Genomic DNA, 18,996 nt, shown 5'->3' with positions numbered 1-18,996 from the left:
GAATATGTCTTTCAACATCGGCCTTAGCGGTCTCTATGCCGCCAACAAGCAATTGGACGTGACCGGCAACAACATCGCCAACGTCGCGACCGTCGGCTTCAAGTCGTCCCGTGCAGAATTCGAAGACGTGTACTCGGCGACCAAGCTGGGGGCGGGGAGCAGGACCGTCGGTAATGGTGTGCGTCTGGCGAACGTTGCCCAGCAATTTACCCAGGGTGATATCAGCAGCGGCACTGGTAACGTGCTGGACATGGGCATCAATGGCTCTGGCTTCTTCGTGCTGAACAACAACGGTTCGCTGTCCTACACCCGTGCCGGTACGTTCAAGGTCGACAAGGAAGGTTACGTCACCAACTCCGACTACACGGCGCGTGTTCAGGGTTACGGCGTGGATGCCAATGGCAAGATCATCAATGGTGTGTTGACCGACCTGCGTATCGACACCTCCAACCTGGCACCGAAGGCCACTACCACCGTGTCGTCGACGATCAACCTCAAGTCTACGGAGCCCGCGATCGACGTCGTCGCGAACCCGTTCGACCCGAGCAAGACCGCGTCCTACACCAAGCAGTTCAGCACCCCGATTTTCGACTCTCAGGGTAACGAACACACCATGGATCAATACATGGTCAAGACGGGGCCCAACACTTGGGATACCTACACCCTGATCGATGGTCGCAACCCGAACGGCAGCGACCCGATGAACGCGGCTACCCGACCTGTTCCTTCGACCATGACGTTTGATACCAGCGGCAAACTTGTATCGGTCAGCACGCCGAATCCACCGGGTGCGCCAATTGTCAGCCCGAATCTGGCCATCACCAACTGGACTCCAGGTAAAGTGACCAATGGTGTGTGGGCACCCAATGGCGCCGCCGCCGACCCGGCGGGTGTGACCATCGCCATGTCCAACACCACCCAGTTCAACGCCGATAGCGCGCGCTCGATTCCGGCGCAGAACGGCTACGCCACGGGTCAGATCTCCAACCTGACCATCGACGGCAACGGCGTGATGCTGGCCAACTTCAGCAACTACCAAACCAAGCCGATCGGTCAGATTGCGTTGGCCAGCTTCACCAACGAACAAGGTCTGCAGCAAGTGGGCGGCACCGCCTGGAAAGAAACCTACGCGTCGGGTATTCCGGGCTACGATTCGCCGGAAACCGGCACCCTGGGTTCGATCCGCTCCAACTCCCTGGAAGAGTCAAACGTCAACGTGACCAATGAACTGGTCGAGCTGATCAAGGCGCAGAGCAACTACCAGGCGAACGCCAAGACCATCTCCACCCAGAGCACCATCATGCAGACCATCATTCAGATGACTTGATGTTTGATGCTGCGGCATTAAGAGCCCCTCGAAAGAGGGGTTTTTTTATGATTGTGATTTTTGTCAGGGGCTGAGGTTTCGGTTGCCTGTGCTGGCCCCTTCGCGAGCAGGCTCGCTCACACAGTGGAGCTGTGGCGTTCACACATGTGAGCGAAGGCGGCAAACCGGCCACTACATTCATCGGGGCAAAAGAAAACCCCCGATCAACCAGAGGCTCATCGGGGGTTTCAGGTAGGCACCTTTCAGCGCCTACAAGCTCAGCTTATTGGCAAGCTTCGCAATCCGGTTCGTCGATGGCGCAGGCCTTCGGCACTGGAGCAGGACCGGCTGGAGCAGCCAGAACCGAGTCGTCACCGTGGTTGCCGCCGCTGGAAACAGCGTTCAGCTTACCGGTGTTGATGGTCGATTTTTCGGTGCTGGTCGCGGCCAGGGCACGGAGGTAGTAAGTGGTTTTCAGACCACGGTACCAGGCCATGCGGTAGGTCACGTCCAGCTTCTTGCCCGATGCACCAGCGATGTACAGGTTCAGCGACTGAGCCTGGTCTATCCACTTCTGACGACGGCTTGCCGCGTCGACGATCCACTTGGTGTCCACTTCGAAGGCAGTCGCGTAGAGCTCTTTGAGTTCTTGCGGGATGCGTTCGATCTGCTGCACGGAACCGTCGTAGTACTTCAGGTCGTTGATCATGACCGAGTCCCACAGACCGCGAGCCTTCAGGTCGCGAACCAGGTACGGGTTGATCACGGTGAATTCGCCCGACAGGTTCGATTTCACATAGAGGTTCTGGTAGGTCGGTTCGATCGACTGCGACACGCCGGTGATGTTGGCGATGGTTGCGGTCGGTGCGATGGCCATGATGTTGGAGTTACGAATGCCTTTCTGCACACGGGCGCGCACAGGTGCCCAGTCCAGGGTTTCGTTCAGGTCGACATCGATGTACTTCTGGCCACGGGCTTCGATCAGGATCTGTTGCGAATCCAGTGGCAGAATGCCCTTGGACCACAGCGAACCCTGGAACGTCTCGTAGGCGCCACGCTCGTCAGCCAGGTCGCAGGAAGCCTGGATCGCGTAGTAGCTGACCGCTTCCATCGACTTGTCGGCGAACTCGACGGCAGCGTCGGAACCGTAAGGGATGTGCTGCAGGTACAGCGCGTCCTGGAAGCCCATGATGCCCAGGCCGACCGGACGGTGCTTGAAGTTGGAGTTCTTCGCTTGCGGCACCGAGTAGTAGTTGATGTCGATCACGTTGTCGAGCATGCGCACGGCGGTGTTCACGGTGCGTTGCAGCTTGGCGGTGTCGAGCTTGCCGCCCACGATGTGGTTCGGCAGGTTGATCGAGCCCAGGTTGCAAACGGCGATCTCGTCCTTGTTGGTGTTCAAGGTGATCTCGGTGCACAGGTTCGAGCTGTGGACCACGCCAACGTGCTGCTGCGGGCTGCGCAGGTTGCACGGGTCTTTGAAGGTCAGCCATGGGTGGCCGGTTTCAAACAGCATGGACAGCATCTTGCGCCACAGGTCTTTGGCCTGGATGGTCTTGAACAGTTTGACCTTGCCCGGGTACTCGGTCAGGGCTTCGTAGTACTCGTAGCGCTCTTCGAAGGCCTTGCCGGTCAGGTCGTGCAGGTCCGGGACTTCGGATGGCGAGAACAGGGTCCACTTGCCGTCATCGAAGACACGCTTCATGAACAGGTCAGGGATCCAGTTGGCGGTGTTCATGTCGTGGGTGCGACGGCGATCGTCACCGGTGTTTTTGCGCAGCTCGATGAACTCTTCGATGTCCATGTGCCAGGTTTCCAGGTAGGCACAGACAGCGCCTTTGCGCTTGCCACCCTGGTTAACGGCAACGGCGGTGTCGTTCACGACTTTCAGGAACGGTACGACGCCCTGGGATTTGCCGTTGGTGCCCTTGATGTAAGAACCCAATGCGCGAACCGGCGTCCAGTCGTTGCCCAGGCCACCGGCGAATTTCGACAGCATGGCGTTGTCGTGGATCGCGTGGTAGATGCCCGACAGGTCATCCGGCACGGTGGTCAGGTAGCAGCTCGACAGCTGTGGACGCAGGGTGCCGGCGTTGAACAGGGTCGGGGTCGACGACATGTAGTCGAAGGACGACAGCAGGTTGTAGAACTCGATCGCACGGTCTTCTTTGTGCTTCTCTTCGATCGCCAGGCCCATGGCCACGCGCATGAAGAAGATCTGTGGCAGTTCGAAGCGCACGCCATCCTTGTGGATGAAGTAACGGTCGTACAGGGTTTGCAGGCCCAGGTAAGTGAACTGCTGGTCGCGCTCGTGGTTGATCGCCTTGCCGAGTTTTTCCAGGTCGAAGTCGGCCAGAACCGGGTTCAGCAATTCGAATTCGATACCCTTGGCGATGTAGGCAGGCAGGGCCTTGGCGTACAGGTCGACCATTTCGTGGTGGGTAGCGCTTTCGGCGACGCCGAGGAAACCCAGGCCTTCGGCACGCAGGGTGTCCATCAGCAGGCGGGCGGTCACGAACGAGTAGTTCGGCTCACGCTCGACCAGGGTACGGGCGGTCATCACCAGGGCGGTGTTGACGTCGGTCAGGGCCACGCCGTCGTACAGGTTTTTCAGGGTTTCGCGCTGGATCAGGTCGCCGTCGACTTCTTCCAGGCCTTCACATGCTTCGGTGACGATGGTGTTCAGGCGACCCATGTCCAGCGGCGCCAGGCTGCCGTCGGCGCGGGTGATGCGGATCGACGGGTGAGCGTTGACCGCTTCTTCGACCGGTGCGTGGGCGGCGCGTTCTTTCGAGCGAGCGTCACGGTAGATCACGTAGTCGCGAGCGACTTTCTGCTCGCCTGCGCGCATCAGGGCCAGTTCGACCTGATCCTGGATTTCTTCGATGTGGATGGTGCCGCCCGATGGCATGCGACGCTTGAAGGTTGCAGTGACCTGTTCGGTCAGGCGGGCAACGGTGTCGTGGATTCGCGACGAAGCGGCAGCGGTGCCGCCCTCAACTGCGAGAAACGCTTTGGTGATGGCGACGGTGATCTTGTCATCGGTGTAAGGAACGACAGTGCCGTTACGCTTGATCACGCGCAGCTGGCCAGGCGCGGTGGCGGACAGATCCGAATTCGAATCGGCGGCCTGCGGCAAGGTGCCCTGCGGGTTCTCGCGAGTTGTGTCGGTTTGCATGGGTGTCTCCACGTTCTCTATGTTTGTTTGGGCACCATCAAGGTGCCCACCGTTCCGTCCTGAAGCACTACAACCGGCGAATGCCGGGCATAACAACTTCGGGACAGTAGGAAGGGTGCTATTGGGCGCCGCTTCCATGCCGAAGTCTTTGGTCTCATGCCAAGGGCCTGAGACCGGGGTCCTTTAAGGTGACAGTTGGGACTGCAACACCCGTACCGTTTTCACCCTTTTGGGCCGAAATACAGTAGCCATCCGCACGCGCGGTTTGGTCTTTCGAAAATACGTTTGGTTCAACCGGACAGTGGCAAGAAAAGCGCTTGAAATTGGTGTCCGGTTTGTGTTTGGTTTTTTGCGCGAAACCCTACATCTAGGGTTTTTTTGGCGCTGGGCTACAAGATAATGCGTTTTGGGGGGGGATTGCAACGTACTACCTGTGGATAAACCTGTGCGTAAATTGTGTGTGAAAGAGCGAATCGGCGTGTAGGCCGCGATGCTGCTGGATCGGGCCTTTTTTCATCATTTTTCAACGATCGAAAACGCCTGGACGGATTTTTAAGGGCGCGAACCCTATCACAAAAAACCGCCTTGTCCGAACGCATTTACCAGCTTGTGTTCTGGGCGGGCGACGTTTATACAATCGGCCAGCATGCAGGCAATTTATCCACCCCAATCATTACAAAAAGACGGGTGGGTCCTTCCTTATTAGAGATATTGGCAAGCAGAGGTCACCCGTGGAGCAAGAAGCCTGGCAGGTATTGATTGTCGAGGACGACCAGCGTCTGGCCGAACTGACCCGCGACTACCTGGAAACCAATGGCCTGCGGGTAACAATCGAAGGCAATGGCGCCCTGGCGGCGGCGCGCATCATCAAGGAGCAGCCGGACCTGGTGATCCTCGACCTGATGCTCCCCGGTGAGGACGGCCTGAGCATTTGCCGCAAGGTCCGCGACCGTTATGACGGCCCGATCCTGATGCTCACCGCCCGCACCGACGACACCGACCAGATACTTGGCCTGGACCTGGGGGCCGACGACTACGTGTGCAAACCGGTGCGCCCGCGCTTGCTGCTGGCGCGCATCCAGGCTTTGTTGCGACGCAGTGAAGCACCGGAGGCCGCCCCGGAAAAACAGCGGCGCCTGCAGTTCGGCCCCCTGGTGGTGGACAACGCGCTGCGCGAAGCCTGGCTGAACGACAACGGCATCGAGTTGACCAGCGCCGAGTTCGATCTGCTCTGGCTGTTGGTGGCCAACGCCGGGCGTATTCTGTCCCGGGAAGAAATCTTCACTGCGCTGCGCGGCATCGGCTATGACGGCCAGGACCGTTCCATCGACGTGCGCATTTCACGCATTCGCCCGAAAATCGGCGATGACCCGGAGCATCCGCGGCTGATCAAGACCATCCGCAGCAAAGGCTACCTGTTCGTTCCCGAGGCCTGCGTAGACTCGTCCCTGTGAACTCGATCTTCCTGCGCATCTATGGCGGCATGTGCGCCGCGCTGATTCTGGTGGCGGTACTTGGTGTACTGGCATTGCACATGCTCAACCAGGTGCGCAGCGAGCAATATCGCGAGCGTCTGGCCCATGGCACATTCTCGCTGATGGCCGATAACCTGCAACCGATGAACCAGACCGAGCGCCACCGAGCATTGCTGGTGTGGGAGCGGCTGCTGGGGATTCCGCTGGCGCTGAAAACCTTCAATCAGACCGACCTCGACCTTACCCAGCGCACCCGCGTGCTGCGCGGCCAGGCGCTGGTGGAGCAGACCGGCCCGCATGCGGCGAAGGTTTACCGCCTGGTCAGCGCCCAGGAACAGTTGGTACTGACGGGGGAAGTGCAGCAGATCAGCGAACAATTGGCCCGGGCGACGATTTACCTGTTGACCGATGAACTGGTGCGCTACCCGGTGGGTGAGCAGCCGGTGCGCCTGGCGCAATTGAAGCAGGACAAAGGCTTTGGTTTCGACTTGCGCCTGGTGACGGTGGAAGACGCCGACATGGATGAAGACCAGAGTCGTCGGGTGTCCGAAGGCGACACGGTGATGGCGCTGGGCAAGGGCGGCGATTCGATCCGGGTGTTTGCCGGCATGGTCGGTACACCGTGGGTGCTGGAAATCGGTCCGTTGTATCAGATGAACCCTTATCCACCGGAGTGGCTGGTGCTGATCGCCGCGCTGGGCCTGACCCTGATCGGGTTGATCGTCTATCTTCTGGTTCGGCAACTGGAGCGCCGTTTGCGCGGTCTGGAGGCGGCGGCCACGCGCATCGCCAAGGGCAGCCTGGAAACCCGCGTCCCAGCGCGCGGTGCGGACTCGGTTGGCCGGCTGGCGGCAGCGTTCAACGGCATGGCCGAGCACCTGCAACAACTGCTGGCGATCCAGCGCGAACTGGTGCGCGCGGTGTCCCACGAGTTGCGCACGCCGGTAGCGCGCTTGCGCTTTGGCCTGGAAATGATCGGCTCGGCCAACACCCCGCAAGCCCTGGAAAAATATTGCGCGAGCATGGATCACGACATCGAGGATCTCGACCGCCTGGTGGATGAGATGCTGACCTATGCGCGGCTGGAACAGGGCTCGCCGGCCCTGAATTTCCAACGCATCGACCTGGATGCGCTGGTCAATCAGGTCATCGAGGAATTGGCGCCGCTTCGCGCCGATGTCACGGTGCAGCGAGGCTTGTGCCTGTCGGCTGCCGATTGTGACGATGCCTGGGTCGAGGCCGAGCCGCGTTACTTGCATCGGGCGCTGCAGAACCTTGTCAGCAACGCCATGCGCCATGCGCAATCACGGGTGACCATCAGCTATCAGGTGGGACAACAACGCTGTCGGGTGGATGTCGAGGATGATGGGCCAGGCGTGCCGGAAATGGCCTGGGAGAAAATCTTCACCCCGTTCCTGCGCCTCGATGACAGCCGTACCCGTGCTTCAGGCGGGCACGGATTGGGCCTGTCCATTGTTCGACGCATCATCCACTGGCATGACGGGCGGGCGCTGATCGGCAAGAGCAAAAGTCTGGGCGGGGCCTGTTTCAGTTTGAGTTGGCCGCGCAATCAGGAGAAGCGTTGAGATTTTCGGTGAATGCTACACCGCCTTCGCGAGCAGGCTCGCTCCCACCCTGGATTTGTGCGACACCACAACTCCCTGTGGGAGCGAGCCTGCTCGCGAAAGGGTCGGAATGGTCACTGAAAATCTTCAGGCCTTGATACTGACCAGACTCAACAACTGCCCATCCTTGACCCCGAACTGCGCATCCAGCTCGGTGCCGTTGCGCCATTCACTGGAGAGGTCGGTCAACAACCGCAACCGCACCTCACCCGCCTCGGTCCACTCCAGCACTTCGGCATGTTCGAAGTAGAAACGTTGCCGGACGATCGGATAGAGCGCCTTGAACAGGCTTTCCTTCACCGAAAAGGTCAGGGTCACCAGCAATGCCCGCAGGTCGCGACGGCCAGCGGCCATGCGCTGTAGCTCTGGCGGGGTGAGAATTTCTCCGGCCAGGCGCTCTGCACGTTCGGCATTGAGCAGGTTTTCCAGGTCCATGCCCAATCCGCGCCAATGGCTTTTGTTCGCGACGATTGCTGCGGCACGGCCGGTGCTGTGGGTAATGGAGCCGGTGATGTGCGCCGGCCAGACCGGCGCGCGGTCCTCGCCGATGGCCGGGCTGAAACTCAGACCTTCCAGTTGCTGCAATGCGGCCCGCGCGCAAACCCGTCCGGCGAGAAACTCCGCCTGCCGCTTGGCGACGGAGCGCTGGATGCTCGCCGGCGCTTCGATGGCGCTGCGCTGGAAATCATCGCTGAGCAGTTGCGAAGTATCGAAACGGGTACTCAACAGCACCGCATCGGGCAGCACGAACGGCAGCGGCCAGTGGGCATCGAGGGGCGTACAGCAGGCGGGCAGGGCGGGGACGGGATTCATGTCGGGCATTTTGCCGGGTTGCCTGGCGGCTGGGTAGTCTTTGAGGGCTTTTATGGCGAGGGAGCTTGCTCCCGTTCGGCTGCGTAGCAGTCGCAAATACAGCAATCGTATTGTCCCTGATGAAACGCGATTGCAGGTTTTGGGGCCGCTTCGCAGCCCAGCGGGAGCAAGCTCCCTCGCCACAGAGGGGCAGTGCTTGGCTCAAGATATTCTGCGGATCAGCTAAAGATCTTCTTGAAAAACGCCTGCATGTCCGCCCACGACTTTTCATCCGCCGCCTTGTTGTAGCCAATATCCGGCCCGCCGTGATCACCGTGGCCCAAGCGATCGGCGTCGGGATTGCTGAAGCCGTGCTTGGCGCCGTCCAGGTTGACGAATTGGTAGTCGGCCCCGGCCTTGTCCATTTCGGCCTTGAAGGCGGCGACGTTGTCCTGGGTGATCATGCTGTCCAGCGCGCCATGCTCGACCAGGATTTTCGCTTTCACGCTGCCGGGTGTCGCCGGCGTATGGGTCGCCAGCGCGCCGTGGAAACTCACCACGCCGGCCAGCGGTACTCCCCGGCGCGCAGCGTTGAGCACCACGCCACCGCCGAAGCAGTAACCAATGGCGGCCACTTTAGCCGGATCGGTTTGGGGTTGTTTCTTCAACAAATCGAGCCCGGCCTGAAAGCGAGCGCTGGATGCGGCGCTGTCCTTCAATGCGGCCTGCATGAAGGCCATGGCGTCCTTGGGATGTTCGGTGTTCTTGCCATCGCCATACATGTCGATGGCCAGGGCGCTGTAGCCCAGGCCGGCGAGGTCACGGGCGCGACGCTTGGTGTAATCGTTGAGCCCCCACCATTCATGCACCACCACGACACCAGGGCGCGGTCCCTTGATCGCGTCGTCGTAGGCGTAATAGCCGATCAGCTGGGTGCCATCGGCACTCTGGTAGGGAATTTCCTGGGTCTTGATGGCGGCGTGGCCGAGCCCGCTAAAGGCCAGCAAGAGGACAGCTAAGAACATGCGCATGGTCGAATCTCCTGTGGAAACTCATTGGAACCGGCGAGTCGAGTTGATTCAGCTCAGGTTCAGAGTGCGTTCAGGGGGAGTTCAGGGCCGGGTCAGTAACCTTGCGCCATACCCGAAAAGCAAATAGCGCATGAGGTAACTCCCCAATGACTACATTCAAAAAACTGCTTCTGGCTTTCACCGTCATGGGCGCCAGTGTCGCCGCCCATGCTGGTGACGACAATTTCGCCAGCCTTACTTTTGGACAGACCAGCGACAAGGTAAAAAAGTCCAATGCACTGGACACTAACCTCAATAATCCGAACGCCGGTGGTGTGATCGACAAGGACAACACCTGGGGTGTGCGTCTGGGGCAGCAGAACAGCCAGGGTCGCTACTACGCCACCTACGACAACGTGTCGGGCTCGCACAATGGGATTAAACTGCGTCAGGAAAACCTCCTGGGCAGCTACGATCTGTTCTACCCGGTGGGCGGCAGTACCAAGCTGTTCGGTGGCGCCACCGCCGGCGTGACCAAACTGACGCAGGACTCGCCAGGCTACAGCCGCGACAGCGACATCGGTTACGCCGTCGGCGGGCAGATGGGTGTGCTGCAACAGGTGTCGCAAAACACCTCGGTTGAACTGGGTTACCGTTACCTGCGCAGCAATGCCAGTACCGAGATGAGCCAGAGCGGTGGCAGCAAACAGGGTTCGCTGGACCTGACCAGCAGTGCCCAGACGTACCTGTCTGCCAACTACGCTTTCTAAACGGCAGTCCGTGAAAACCGGGGCCGGATCAATTGATCCGGCGTCGGCGTGTTAGTCATCGAGGCGTGCATGCTTTTGAGCAACTCGTACCTCTGGAGCTGTTGATTTGCTGGAGAGCGTTATGAAACTGCTGGTCGTCGAAGATGAAGCGCTGTTGCGCCATCACCTGCAAACCCGCCTGACGGAAAGCGGCCATGTGGTCGAGTCCGTGGCCAACGCCGAGGAGGCGGTGTATCAGACCGAGCAGTTCAACCACGACCTGGCGGTGATCGATCTCGGCCTGCCGGGCATGAGCGGCCTCGATTTGATCCGCCAGCTGCGTTCACGGGGCAAGACCTTTCCGATCCTGATCCTCACCGCGCGCGGCAACTGGCAGGACAAAGTCGAAGGGCTGGCCGCCGGGGCGGACGATTATGTGGTCAAGCCTTTCCAGTTCGAGGAACTGGACGCCCGGCTCAATGCCTTGCTGCGCCGCTCCAGCGGTTTTACCCAGTCGACCATCGTCGCCGGGCCGTTGCTGCTCGACCTCAATCGCAAACAGGCGTCTCTGGACGACCAGCCGCTGGCGCTGACGGCCTACGAATACCGCATTCTTGAATACCTGATGCGCCATCACCAGCAAGTGGTGGCGAAAGACCGCCTGATGGAACAGCTGTATCCGGATGACGACGAGCGCGATCCGAACGTGATCGAAGTGTTGGTCGGCCGTCTACGTCGCAAACTGGAGGGGCCGGCCGGGTTCAAGCCGATCGATACCGTTCGCGGCCTCGGCTACCTGTTCAATGAGCGTTGCACTTGATTCGTTCGCTTCGTGTCCGCTTGATGCTCGCCGCCACACTGCTGGCGGTGCTGTTCATGCTGGCGCTGTTGCCGGCGATGCAGGGCGCGTTCAGCCTGGCGCTGCAGGATTCCATCGAGCAGCGCCTGGCGTCGGATGTAACGACGCTGATCTCCGCCGCCCGGGTGGAGAACAACCGCTTGCAGATGCCGGCGCAGTTGCCTGACGAGCGTTTCAACCTCACCGACAGCCGTTTGCTCGGCTACATCTATGACCGCGAAGGTCACCTGGTCTGGCGATCCAGGGCCACCCAGGAAGAAAAGATCAATTACAAGCCGCGTTATGACGGACGCGGTAACGAGTTCGCAAGGATCAGTGAAGCCAATGGCCAGGAGTTCTTCGTCTATGACGTCGAGGTCAAGTTGCTGGGCGGCAAGAGTGCGGCGTTCAGCATTGTCGCGCTGCAGCCGGTTCGCGAGTACGAACAGACCGTCGAAGGCCTGCGGGAAAACCTTTATCTGGGCTTCGGCGCGGCCTTGTTGGTGCTGCTGGCGTTGCTGTGGATCGGCCTGACCTGGGGGTTGCAGGCGCTGCGCCGACTCAGCCAGGAACTGGACGAAATCGAAAGTGGCGCCCGTGAAAGTCTCAGCGAACAACATCCCCGCGAACTGCTGCGCCTGACCGGCTCTCTGAACCGCTTGCTGCACAGCGAGCGCGAGCAGCGCAGTCGTTACCGCGACTCCCTCGACGATCTGGCGCACAGTCTGAAAACCCCGTTGGCGGTGCTGCAAGGCGTCAGCGAGGACATGGCGCAACGCCCCGAAGATCGCGATCAGGCCTGGGTGCTGCAAACCCAGATCGAGCGCATGAGCCAGCAGATCAGCTATCAACTGCAGCGCGCCAGCCTGCGAAAAAGCGGCCTGGTGCGTCATCAGGTACAACTTCGGCCGGTGCTGCAAAGCTTGTGCGACACGCTGGACAAGGTCTACCGCGACAAGCGCGTTCGGGTCATTCTGGATCTGCCGGACGAGTGTTATGTGCCGATCGAGCAGGGCGCCTTGCTGGAGATGATGGGCAATCTGCTGGAGAACGCCTATCGCCTGTGCCTGGGCGAAGTGCGTATCAGCGTGCGCCAGACGCTGAGCGGCACTGAGTTGTGTGTCGAAGACGACGGCCCCGGCGTACCGCCCGACCAGCGTGCGCGCATCCTGCAAAGAGGCGAGCGGCTGGATCGACAGCATCCCGGGCAAGGTATTGGCCTGGCGGTGGTCAAGGACATCATCGAAAGCTATGGCGCCAAACTGACCCTGGGGGATTCACCGATGGGTGGAGCGGCGTTCAGGATTCTGTTTCCGGTGGTTTGACTGGGGGCTGCGGTGTGCTTTCGGTCCCCATCGCGGGCAAGCCCGCTCCCACAGGGATCTCTGTGGACACATTATTTTTGAACAACAAAGAAACCTGTGGGAGCGGGCTTGCCCGCGATGGGGCCAGTCAATTTACCGCAAAACTCAGTTCTCCTGCGCGCGATAAGCCCCAGGTGTCAGCCCCGTCCACTTTTTGAACGCCCGATGAAACGCCGATGGCTCGGAGAACCCCAGTTGCTCGGCGATCTGCTGCAAGGGCAGATCGTTGCGGCTCAGGTGATAGATCGCAATGTCGCGGCGCAGATGGTCCTTCAACGCCTGAAAACTGGTGCCTTCCTCGCGCAGATGCCGACGCAGCGTCTGTGGGCTGATGTGCAGGTGCGCGGCCACGGCTTCCAGGTCCGGCCAGCGTGAGCTGTCGCGGCTGAGCAAGCGCCGCAACTGACTGCTCAGGCTGTGGCCGTCGTCCGGGCGCGACAGCAGGTTGGCGGGTGAGTGTTCAAGGAAATGCTTGAGGGTACGTTCGTCCTGCAGCAACGGCATGTTCAGGTATCGGCTGTGGAACAGCAGGCTGCTCTGTTCCGTCGCGCTCGTTGTTGTAGAAAAAACCAGCGGACAGGAAAACAATAAATCGTATTCAGCCCCGTGTTCCGGTCGTGGATAGCTGAATGTGGCCTGCTCCAGCCGTATGCGCTGGCCGATCAGCCAGCTGCCGAACCGGTGCCAGATCACCAACAGGCTTTCGGTGAGGAAATGATCCGGATCCCAGAGCTGCGAATCCTCCAGGCTCAGGCGGATCATGTCACCTTCGTGCGTCAGGGTCAGGCACGGTGCATCAGGGAATAGGCTATAAAACAATAGGCCGCGGTTGAGCGCCTTATCCAGGCTGCGGCAGTGGATCACGGCATGGCACATCATCGCAAAGCTGCCCGGTTTGCTCGGCGCCTGGCCGAACCCCAGGTATTCGTCGCCCAGCGCCAGCCACAGTGCCTGGATCAGTCGGGTGAACTGCTCCGGCGCGATGCGCGCCCGCGGCTCGTCGAGCAACTCGGGGCTGATCCCCACTTGCTGCAGCAGCTGTAAATAGTCGTAGCCACGACGTTGCGCGCCACGCAGGACAGCGCGGGCGAAATGACTGGCGATGGTGCGTTCGCGCATAACAGGCAAATCCGTCCCTTGAACGACGGATGGTAGCTGCGGTTGGAAGCGATGAACAAGGCGGATATCCGCCAAATTACGGGATGGGTTTTGGTCGAGGGGCGGAAATCCGCCACTACGTTGTAACCGTTCGCGGGCATTGATAAACCTGCAACCCTTGATATCAAAAGGCTTGCAGGGGTTTTGCGCAAGATGGCACGGGCTTTGCGATACAACGAGCAGATGTCTGCCGTCGCGCAGCTCGAAAAAACAAATCCCTCCAGTGCAGGAGGGTTCGCAAATGAGGTGTCGAGGGCAACAGATGGATGTTGTCGGCGCGCACTCTTGAGGAACTTTGCAATGACGACTCGTCAGCCACTGTACAAATCCCTGTATTTCCAGGTGATCGTTGCAATTGTCATCGGTATTTTGCTCGGTCACTACTATCCGCAGCTCGGTGTGGCGGTCAAGCCACTGGGTGACGGGTTCATCAAACTGATCAAAATGATCATCGCCCCGATCATCTTCTGCACCGTCGTCAGCGGTATCGCCGGCATGCAGAACATGAAGTCGGTCGGCAAGACCGGCGGTTACGCGCTGTTGTACTTCGAAATCGTTTCGACCATCGCTTTGATCGTCGGTCTGGTGGTGGTCAACATTGTGCAGCCGGGCGCCGGCATGCACATCGACGTGACCACGCTGGATGCCTCCAAAGTGGCTGCCTATGTCTCGGCCGGTGCTGATCAAAGCGTCGTGGGCTTCCTCCTCAACGTGATCCCGTCCACCATCGTCGGTGCGTTCGCCACGGGCGACATCCTGCAAGTGCTGATGTTCTCGGTGATCTTCGGTTTCGCCCTGCATCGCCTGGGTGCCTACGGCAAGCCGCTGCTGGACTTCATTGATCGCTTCGCCCACGTGATGTTCAACATCATCAACATGATCATGAAGCTCGCGCCGATCGGTGCCTTCGGTGCCATGGCCTTCACCATCGGTGCCTACGGTGTCGGCTCGCTGGTGCAACTGGGTCAGTTGATGGCCTGCTTCTACATCACTTGCCTGCTGTTCATCCTGATCGTGCTGGGCGGTATCGCTCGCGCTCACGGCTTCAGCGTACTGAAACTGATCCGTTACATCCGTGAAGAACTGCTGATCGTGCTGGGTACTTCTTCTTCGGAATCGGTACTGCCACGCATGCTGATCAAGATGGAGCGTCTGGGCGCGAAGAAATCCGTCGTGGGTCTGGTGATCCCGACCGGTTACTCGTTCAACCTCGACGGTACCGCGATCTACCTGACCATGGCGGCCGTGTTCATTGCCCAGGCAACTGACACTCACATGGACATCACGCACCAGCTCACTCTGTTGGTCGTGCTGCTGCTGTCGTCCAAAGGTGCCGCGGGTGTGACCGGTTCGGGCTTCATCGTACTGGCCGCCACCCTGTCCGCTGTTGGCCATCTGCCGGTTGCCGGCCTGGCGCTGATCCTCGGTATCGACCGCTTCATGTCCGAAGCACGTGCCCTGACCAACCTGATCGGTAACGCTGTTGCCACCGTGGTTGTTGCCAAGTGGGTCAAGGAACTGGACACCGACGTACTGCAAGCCGAGCTGGCCTCGGGCGGTCGTGGCATCTCTAACGAGCGTGAAGAAGACGACCTGGGTGTGGCCGAAGGCCAGGCCTCGAACGTCAAGTAAGACCTCGTGAAATGAAAAACCCGCTTCGGCGGGTTTTTTATTGCCTGCGACTTGAGCGTAACGGTCAGCGTCACTGGCGCATACGGTGATTGCTCCCGCGCGTTCGCCTGCCTAGTCTGGGGGCAACTTAGGGGGAGAATTTCATGCTCGGTCCACTGGCATCACTCAAGGTTCTGGATTTTTCGACACTGCTGCCGGGGCCGTTCGCCTCGTTGTTGCTGGCAGACATGGGCGCCGAGGTGCTGCGCATCGAATCGCCATCGCGCATGGACCTCGTTCGCGTGCTGCCACCCCACGATCAGGGCGTATCGGCCAGCCACGCCTATCTCAATCGCAACAAACGCAGCCTGGCCCTGGACCTCAAGCAGCCTGCGGCGCTGGAGGTGATCAAGCAGTTGCTCACGGAGTACGACATCGTGCTGGAGCAGTTCCGCCCCGGCGTCATGGAACGCCTGGGCCTGGGTTATGAAGCCTTGAAGGCGATCAATCCCAGGCTCATTTATGTGTCGATCACCGGCTACGGGCAGACCGGTCCTTACAAAGATCGCGCGGGCCATGACATCAACTACCTGGCGCTGGCCGGGCTGGCGAGCTACACCGGCCGCGTCGACAGTGGTCCGCTGCCCTTGGGCGCGCAGGTGGCGGATGTCGCCGGTGGTTCGCTGCATGGCGTCATCGGCCTGTTGGCGGCAGTGATTGCCCGGCAGCACACCGGACAGGGGCAGCATCTGGATGTGAGCATGACCGACTGCGCCTTTAGCTTGAACGCCATGGCCGGTGCCGGGTACCTGGCGTGCGGCGTCGAGCCGGGGCGGGAGGACCAGATGCTCAATGGCGGCAGCTTCTACGATTATTACCGTTCGCGGGATGGGCGCTGGTTGTCGGTGGGCAGCCTGGAGCCGGGCTTCATGAAACAGCTGTGTGCGGCGTTGGGCGTGGAAGAATTGGCGAGCCTGGGGCTGTCAGCCCAACCGGCACAGCAGAAAAAGCTCAAGGACGCGCTGAGGGTTGAGTTCGAGAAGCATGACTTCACCGAGCTGTGCGCCTTGTTCTCCGAGCTGGATGCCTGTGTCGAGCCGGTATTGAGTCTGGGGGAGGCGGTGCGGCATCCGCAGTTTCAGGCGCGCAAGCTGGTGACAGATGTGCCGCGCGGTGATGGCTCGACGCAGGCGCAGATGGCTTGCCCATTGAAGTTTTCCAATGGCTTGCCCGAGCCGAAGCATATTGGTTCGGCGCTGGGGGAGCATACGGATCAGGTGTTGGGGGCGTTGGGGTTCAGTGCTGAGCGGGTTGAAGAACTGCGGCGTGCCAAGGTAATTCTCTAGCGCCTGTCAGGCCGCCTTCGCGAGCAGGCTCGCTCCCACAAAGGATCCATGTCGCACTGGACAGCCCCTGTGGGAGCGAGCCTGCTCGCGAAGGGGCCAGCCCAAACACCACAAGTCCAACTACTCGACCCTCATCTCCCCACTGAATATCAACGTACTGCGACACCGCCGACACAAATATCGCCGCCCCTGTCGTACCAGGCCATGGCGCTGCGCTGAAAACGGGAAATCGCTGTCCGGGCAAGGGCATCTGTAGATATAGCGGGTCACGCTGCGGCGTTTGACGTCGTAGGTGTGGCATCGGTTGGGCGGCAGTTCGTACACGCCGCGCATGATCAATTGCCACTCTTCGCCATGGGGCTGGATACGGTCGCCGAACAGTTGATGGGCGATCAGGTGGGCGACTTCGTGAGCCACGGTTTGCTTGAGGAAGTCTTCGGTGTTTTCCCGGTACAACTGCGGGTTGAAGCGCAGCAGGTTCTCGTGCAAATGCGCGACACCGGCTTTTTGCCCGCGCAGCTTGAGGCTCACCACCGGGCGTTTGAAAGGTCGTTTGAAAAAGGATTCAGCTTGTTGGAAACAGTCTTCGACGCGGGTATTGAGTTGCTCGGGCATGCTTGATGGATCTCCAGAGACGTCGAGTATGCCGCAACCCTCGGGCCTTGCGAATCGCTCAAGTGCCGAATGGTCGTTGCCGTTCCAGTTGCTCAAGCATTGAAAGGCCGCCTTGCGGCGGCCTGTGTTGGCAGATCTAGTTTTTTGGGTGGTGAGTTGCTAATTGGTATAGACCGGCCCCACGCCGAGTCCCCAGACAATCACGGTAAACGCCATGATGGCCACCAGCACCACCAGGCCTACCGCGAGCACCGAGCTTGAAAACAGGAATCCCTCGTCCGATGGAATGTTCATGAATGTCGGTAGCCCGACGTACAGCAGGTAGACGGTGTAGCAGATCGCCGCGGTGCCGACGATCATCCCCAGCCACAAGTGCGGATACAGCGCCGCTATGCCGCCAATGAACAGCGGAGTCGCGGTATAAGTCGCAAACGCGACGCAGCGGGCCAGGCTCGGGTTGGCGTCATAGGTGCGGGCCATCCAGTGGATGAATGCGCCCATGACCGCAACGCCGCCGAGCATTGCCAGGTACGACATGATCGACATCCAGAGTGCGCTTTCCATGGTCAGCATCACGGGCGCTCGATTGCCGATGACCCAACCGACCTGGGTCGTGCCGATAAACGCCGACACTGCAGGGATCGCCGCCAGAATCAGCGTGTGAGTCAGGTACATGTGGCTGATGCTTTCCTCCTGGTCGCCACGGATTTCTTTCCATTCCTGGTCAGGGTGGGTGAAGAGCCCCACTACGTGATGGATCATGCCAGTCACTCCTCTTGTTTTTACCGTCGCCCCCCAGTGGAGCGCCTACGGGCCAAATTGGCCAAGTCAGTAATAGGTCTGGTTATGTCTGCGACCTTATGACGCAGTATAGGAAGGAGTTAACCCTACAGGTGGTAGGGCTTAGAGCAAATTGCGCTGTAAAGCGCTGGCTTAATCGCACTTGTGTCTGTAAGGCAGCAATCTGTCAGGACGCTTCGCCCCCGAAGGGTTTTTGCGTAAAATGCCCGCCTTTCGTCACACCTCACGGATTTCGCGTCATGGGCACTCTTACGGTCAACCAGAACAAACTGCAAAAGCGCCTTCGCCGCCAGGCCGGTGAGGCTGTCGCCGACTTCAACATGATTGAAGACGGCGATAAGGTCATGGTCTGCCTGTCCGGAGGCAAGGACAGCTACACCATGCTTGATGTGCTGATGCACTTGCAGAAGGTCGCACCGATCAAGTTCGAGATCGTGGCCGTGAACATGGACCAGAAACAGCCAGGCTTTCCGGAGCACGTGCTGCCGGCCTACCTCAAGGAACTGGGCATCGAGTACCACATCGTCGAGAAAGACACCTACTCGGTGGTCAAGGAACTGATTCCCGAAGGCAAGACCACCTGTTCGCTGTGCTCGCGCCTGCGTCGCGGTACGCTCTACACCTTCGCCGACGAAATCGGCGCGACCAAGATGGCGCTCGGTCACCATCGCGACGACATCGTCGAGACCTTCTTCCTGAACATGTTCTTCAACGGTTCGCTCAAGGCCATGCCGCCGAAACTGCGCGCCGACGATGGTCGCAACGTGGTGATCCGCCCGCTGGCCTACTGCAACGAGAAAGACATCCAGGCCTATTCGGACCTCAAGCAATTCCCGATCATCCCGTGCAACCTCTGCGGTTCCCAGGAAAACCTGCAACGTCAGGTGGTCAAGGAAATGCTGCAAGACTGGGAACGCAAGACCCCTGGCCGTACCGAGAGCATTTTCCGCAGCCTGCAGAATGTGATTCCGTCGCAATTGGCCGACCGCAATCTGTTCGACTTCACCAACCTGAAGATCGACGAGACGGCGGCTTCGCGCTTCGTCAACGTGGTGAACCTTTAAGCAAGATTAAATGTGGGAGCGAGCCTGCTCGCGAAGGCGTGGTGTCAGCCGACATCAATGTTGA

General features: G+C 59.9%; 15 protein-coding genes. 9 read left to right on the top strand and 6 right to left on the bottom strand.

The window, feature by feature from the left end:
* The first annotated feature begins 4 nt into the window (after positions 1-4).
* Complete coding sequence (gene flgE, locus CKW21_RS20835) at positions 5-1,327, top strand: flagellar hook protein FlgE (protein ID WP_095195799.1); 1,323 nt, start codon at positions 5-7, stop codon at positions 1,325-1,327.
* A gap of 262 nt (positions 1,328-1,589) precedes the next feature.
* On the opposite strand, the gene CKW21_RS20830 is transcribed toward flgE, so the two are convergent.
* On the bottom strand, positions 1,590-4,484 hold the full coding sequence (locus CKW21_RS20830) for a ribonucleoside-diphosphate reductase subunit alpha (RefSeq protein ID WP_095195798.1): 2,895 nt from the start codon (positions 4,482-4,484) through the stop codon (positions 1,590-1,592).
* A gap of 731 nt (positions 4,485-5,215) precedes the next feature.
* Between CKW21_RS20830 and CKW21_RS20825 the strand changes: the two genes are divergently transcribed.
* Positions 5,216-5,938 carry a response regulator gene (locus tag CKW21_RS20825; RefSeq protein WP_095195797.1) on the top strand — a complete coding sequence of 241 codons (723 nt, stop codon included), beginning with the start codon at positions 5,216-5,218 and terminating at the stop codon, positions 5,936-5,938.
* Positions 5,935-7,545, top strand: coding sequence for an ATP-binding protein (locus tag CKW21_RS20820; RefSeq protein WP_095195796.1), 1,611 nt, complete (start codon positions 5,935-5,937; stop codon positions 7,543-7,545). Before CKW21_RS20825 ends, CKW21_RS20820 begins: the two co-directional genes overlap by 4 nt.
* 126 nt (positions 7,546-7,671) lie before the next feature.
* Here CKW21_RS20820 and CKW21_RS20815 read toward each other — a convergent pair whose 3' ends face one another.
* The gene (locus tag CKW21_RS20815) at positions 7,672-8,397 is read right to left on the bottom strand and encodes a 4'-phosphopantetheinyl transferase (protein WP_218274051.1); all 726 of its coding nucleotides are present in this window, start codon (positions 8,395-8,397) and stop codon (positions 7,672-7,674) included.
* Between the two features lie 218 nt (positions 8,398-8,615).
* Positions 8,616-9,407, bottom strand: coding sequence for a dienelactone hydrolase family protein (locus tag CKW21_RS20810; RefSeq protein ID WP_095195794.1), 792 nt, complete (start codon positions 9,405-9,407; stop codon positions 8,616-8,618).
* Positions 9,408-9,553: 146 nt separating this feature from the next.
* Here CKW21_RS20810 and CKW21_RS20805 point away from each other — a divergent pair, with 146 nt between their 5' ends.
* The 3 genes from CKW21_RS20805 to CKW21_RS20795 all read left to right on the top strand — a co-directional run bounded on the left by CKW21_RS20805 (position 9,554) and on the right by CKW21_RS20795 (position 12,298).
* On the top strand, positions 9,554-10,156 hold the full coding sequence (locus tag CKW21_RS20805) for a hypothetical protein (protein ID WP_095195793.1): 603 nt from the start codon (positions 9,554-9,556) through the stop codon (positions 10,154-10,156).
* A gap of 121 nt (positions 10,157-10,277) precedes the next feature.
* A complete protein-coding gene (locus CKW21_RS20800) occupies positions 10,278-10,955 on the top strand; it encodes a response regulator (RefSeq protein WP_095195792.1) in 678 nt (225 codons plus the stop codon).
* Entirely contained in the window at positions 10,952-12,298 is a 1,347-nt protein-coding gene (locus tag CKW21_RS20795) for an ATP-binding protein (protein WP_095195791.1), read from the top strand. The genes CKW21_RS20800 and CKW21_RS20795 overlap by 4 nt, the downstream gene beginning before the upstream one ends.
* Before the next feature lie 144 nt (positions 12,299-12,442).
* On the opposite strand, the gene CKW21_RS20790 is transcribed toward CKW21_RS20795, so the two are convergent.
* Positions 12,443-13,456, bottom strand: a complete 1,014-nt coding sequence (locus CKW21_RS20790) for an AraC family transcriptional regulator (RefSeq protein ID WP_095195790.1) — start codon at positions 13,454-13,456, stop codon at positions 12,443-12,445.
* A gap of 339 nt (positions 13,457-13,795) precedes the next feature.
* Here CKW21_RS20790 and CKW21_RS20785 point away from each other — a divergent pair, with 339 nt between their 5' ends.
* Both CKW21_RS20785 and CKW21_RS20780 read left to right on the top strand, forming a co-directional pair.
* On the top strand, positions 13,796-15,127 hold the full coding sequence (locus CKW21_RS20785) for a dicarboxylate/amino acid:cation symporter (RefSeq protein ID WP_095195789.1): 1,332 nt from the start codon (positions 13,796-13,798) through the stop codon (positions 15,125-15,127).
* Positions 15,128-15,270: 143 nt separating this feature from the next.
* Entirely contained in the window at positions 15,271-16,452 is a 1,182-nt protein-coding gene (locus CKW21_RS20780) for a CaiB/BaiF CoA-transferase family protein (protein WP_095195788.1), read from the top strand.
* Positions 16,453-16,572: 120 nt separating this feature from the next.
* Here the strand turns inward: CKW21_RS20780 and CKW21_RS20775 are convergent, their stop codons facing one another.
* Positions 16,573-17,067, bottom strand: coding sequence for a SprT family zinc-dependent metalloprotease (locus CKW21_RS20775; RefSeq protein ID WP_095195787.1), 495 nt, complete (start codon positions 17,065-17,067; stop codon positions 16,573-16,575).
* 159 nt (positions 17,068-17,226) lie between these two features.
* Entirely contained in the window at positions 17,227-17,829 is a 603-nt protein-coding gene (locus tag CKW21_RS20770; RefSeq protein ID WP_095195786.1) for a Yip1 family protein, read from the bottom strand.
* A gap of 278 nt (positions 17,830-18,107) precedes the next feature.
* On the opposite strand from CKW21_RS20770, the gene ttcA reads away from it, so the two are divergent.
* Positions 18,108-18,932 carry a tRNA 2-thiocytidine(32) synthetase TtcA gene (ttcA, locus tag CKW21_RS20765; RefSeq protein ID WP_047532261.1) on the top strand — a complete coding sequence of 275 codons (825 nt, stop codon included), beginning with the start codon at positions 18,108-18,110 and terminating at the stop codon, positions 18,930-18,932.
* The last annotated feature ends 64 nt before the right edge of the window (positions 18,933-18,996 follow it).

Source organism: Pseudomonas sp. Irchel 3A7 (assembly GCF_900187565.1).
GTDB lineage: Bacteria > Pseudomonadota > Gammaproteobacteria > Pseudomonadales > Pseudomonadaceae > Aquipseudomonas.
This window is presented reverse-complemented; position numbering and strand designations above follow the sequence as displayed.